3 protein-coding genes are annotated in these 3524 nt (G+C 72.8%); 2 read left to right on the top strand and 1 reads right to left on the bottom strand.

Annotated elements, in window-relative coordinates:
- The first annotated feature begins 449 nt into the window (after nucleotides 1-449).
- Both BN12_RS20650 and BN12_RS20655 read left to right on the top strand, forming a co-directional pair.
- Complete coding sequence (locus BN12_RS20650; protein ID WP_048555410.1) at nucleotides 450-1304, top strand: patatin-like phospholipase family protein; 855 nt, start codon at nucleotides 450-452, stop codon at nucleotides 1302-1304.
- On the top strand, nucleotides 1305-2348 hold the full coding sequence (locus tag BN12_RS20655; protein ID WP_048555412.1) for a 1-acyl-sn-glycerol-3-phosphate acyltransferase: 1044 nt from the start codon (nucleotides 1305-1307) through the stop codon (nucleotides 2346-2348).
- On the opposite strand, the gene BN12_RS20660 is transcribed toward BN12_RS20655, so the two are convergent.
- Nucleotides 2345-3524 (bottom strand): DUF4153 domain-containing protein (locus BN12_RS20660; RefSeq protein ID WP_157635762.1); only part of this gene is annotated, 1180 nt, incomplete at its 5' end. The genes BN12_RS20655 and BN12_RS20660 overlap by 4 nt on opposite strands.

Genomic DNA, 3524 nt, shown 5'->3' on the forward strand with positions numbered 1-3524 from the left:
CGCGTCGAGGTATCCAGACACCACCGCGACGTCACCCAATACCTCCGCCCAGGAGGGACCAACTCCGATCGAGGTATCCAGCGACCCACCGCCACGTCACCCAATACCTCCATCGGAAGGGGCCCACTCCGGTCGAGGTATCAGTGACCGCCGGAGCGTCGCCAGGCACCTCGGTCGGCCCGATCTCGATATCGGACCCGGCCTCGATGGGTAACGACCACCGTTACGTCACCAGATACCTCCACCCAGGAGGGGCCCACTCCGGTCGAGGTATCGAGGCACCATCGGGACGTCACCACATACCTCGACCCGAACGGAACCAGCCGCGTCGAGGTATCCAGACACCACCGCAACGGTCACCGAACACCTCTCTCGGCATCGGCAGGGTCACCGCACACCGAGACCGGTCGGGCGCCGGAGGGGGAGGGGCACGGCATACGCTGCGGGTCATGGTCAGCCGGCGCACCGCATACGTCCTCGGCGGCGGCGGGGTGCTGGGGACGACCGAGGTGGGCATGGCGCGGGCCCTCGCCGAGCACGGCATCCGGCCCGACCTCGTCGTCGGGACGAGCATCGGGGCGCTCAACGGGGCGTTCGTCGCGGCCGACCCGACGGTGGAGGGCGCCGAGCGCCTCGCGGAGGTGTGGCGGGCGGTCTCCCGCGAGGGGATCTTCCTCGACAACCCCGTCCGTCAGGCCGCCCGGGTCGCGAGGTACCGCACCCACCTGCTCTCGAGCGCCCCGCTCCGGCACGTCATCGACCGCTACCTGCCGGTGACCCGGATCGAGGAGCTCGAGGTCGCCTTCCAGTGCGTCGCCGCGTCGATCGAGGGGGCGACGGAGCGGTGGTTCGACACCGGGCCCGTCACCGACGCCGTCGTCGCCTCGTGCTCGGTGCCGGGGCTCTTCCCGCCCGTCGAGATCGACGGCGTCCACTATCTCGACGGCGGCCTCGTCCACTCCATCCCCGTGGGGCGCGCGCTCGCGCTCGGGGCGACGGAGATCTACGTCCTCCAGGTCGGCCGCGTCGAGCAGCCGCTCACCCCGCCCGCCCGCCCGTGGGAGGTCGCGACGGTCGCCTTCGAGATCTCGCGGCGCCACCGGTTCGTCACCGAGATGGCGTCTGTGCCCGAGGACATCGACCTCCACCTCCTGCCGAGCGGTGCCCCGAGCAGCCCCAACATGTCCCTCGGGTACGGCCGCGCCTCCCGGATGGAGGAGCGGATGGAGCAGGCGTATGCCGCGTCGACGGCATACCTCGACCGCCTGGTGGGCGAGCGCCCCCCGGAGAAGCAGGAGCCGTAGATGGGTGCCGCCTCGATCCCGCCCCCGCCGCTGTGGGCCCGCCGCTGCATGCACGTCGTGTGGCCGCTCGTCGTCCTCGTGCTCACCGCCTGCGCCCTCCCGGTGCTCGTCGTCGGCTCGGCCATGGCGTTCGTCGATCGGAAGGCGCGGCTGCTGCGGGTCACGGCGATGGTCGTCCTCTTCCTCTGGGTCGACCTGCGGCTGCTGTTCGGCTGCTGGCGGCTGTGGTTCGCCTCGCCGCGCAAGGACTCGCCGACCTGGCGCAGCGACCACGAGCGGCTGCTCGTCGCGACGCTCGACGAGATGATGGCGCTCGCGAAGCGCTGGGTCGGCTTCGAGGTCGTCCTCGACACGCCGATGTGGTTCGGCCGCGAGGGAGCGCCGCTGCTCGCCTTCGCCCGGCATGCCGGCCCCGGCGACTCCTTCGCCATCGCCTGGCTCCTCGCCCGCACCGCCGGGCGCCTCCCCCGCGTCGTCCTCGCCGAGGCGCTGCGCTGGGACCCAGGCATCGACACGGTCCTCACCGTCCTCCACTCCTACTTCGTGCCGGCCACCTCGCGGCCGGGCAACGACCGGGCCCAGGGCGTCCTCGACCTCGCCGAGAGCCTCGAGCCGAACGACGTCCTCGTCCTCTTCCCCGAAGGGCAGAACTGGTCCCTCGCCCGGCGCCAGCGGATCGTCGAACGGCTCAAGGCGGCCGGCTCGGTGAACCGGCTGCGCCGCGCCCAGCGACTGCGCAGCGTCCTCCCGGTGAAGACGAAGGGGTTCGTCGAGACGGTCCAGGCGCGCCCCGACGCCGACGTCATGATCATCGCCCACGCCGGGCTCGGCCGGCTGGTGAAGCCCAAGGACATCTACGACGCCGTGCCGTTCCAGGTGCCGTTCCTCGTCCGGACGTGGACGTATGCCGCATCGGAGCTCCCGACCGGTGAGGCGGCCATCGCGGCCTGGCTCGAGGAGCACTGGGACGAGGTCGACGCCTGGATCAGCGAGCACGAGTACGAGGACGAGCGGCAGGCCGAGGAGTCGCGGCGACGCTCCTAACCGGCGGAGGTGTCGAGGAGCAGCTCGGGGCAGGTGGGATCCGTATCGGAGGCCGGCGGAAGGACGGCCGCGGCGCGCGCCCGGCCGAGGTTCCACGAGAGGACGTCGTCCGCGGAGTGCGACGCCGCCATCTGCGCGAGGACGCAGGCGCGCAGCTCCTGGGGGAGGGCGCTCCCGGCGACGGTCGGGGCCGCGTCGTCACCGAGGGAGGCGAGGTATGCCGCGTCGAGCCGCCCCGTCGCGTGCCACCGCTCGAGGTTGTGTCGGGCGACGAAGCCGTCGGGGTTGAGCAGCCCGAGCCCGAGGACGAGGACCGCCCCGCTGATGAGCGCCGCCCGCGGAACCCACCACCCGGAGAGCCGGACGCCACCGAGGAGGACGAGGACGACGAGGAGCCCGAGCCAGGCCTCGAAGACGTCGACGACGAGCCGGAGCGTCGTGAAGCCGTAGGCCACCTGGTAGACGTGCATCCGGTAGAGGGCGGACGCGACGACGACGAGGGTGAGGACGCACAGCAGCCCGAGGACGACACGGAGGGTGAGCCGGTCGGCAGGCTCGCGGCGCGGAGCCTTGCGGGCGGCGACGGCGATGACGACGAGGGTGAGGACGGTGACGACGACGAGCTGCCCGAAGCCCTGGTGGACGTAGTCGCCGTACGACAGGCCCGTCGTGCGGCGGAGGTACTCATGGCCGCCCCACATCGCGCTCGCCTGGGCCGCGAGGAAGCCGGCGAAGAGGACGAGGAGGACGCCGACCGGCACGAGCCACTCCCACCGGCGGGCGACCGGCCGTCCCGCGGGAAGGGCGAGGCGGTCGACGCGCGGCGGGTTGAGGGCGAGGTAGCTGCCCGCGAGGACGACGCCCCCGACGACGAACCACACGAAGCCGCGCAGCAGCAGCGTGTCCCACGCGATGGCCGGGACGAGGGCGTCCGCCCAGTGCCCGAACACGGCGTCGGCCGCGGAGAAGAGCGCGCCGAAGACGACGAGGACGAGGAGGGAGAGCGCGGCCGTGCGGACGACCGCCCAGAGGTGCCGGTGCCTGCTCGTCGCGGTGATCGTCCGGCCGAGCAGCGGCAGCCCCCGGACGCCGGCCGCGACCCACGCCACCCCGCCGGCGAGGAGCTGCAGGAGCGACCGGGCGTCGGTGAGCGCCGTCGCGACGAGGGCGCCGCCG

Source organism: Nostocoides japonicum T1-X7, from assembly GCF_001046855.1.
Classification (GTDB): domain Bacteria; phylum Actinomycetota; class Actinomycetes; order Actinomycetales; family Dermatophilaceae; genus Nostocoides; species Nostocoides japonicum.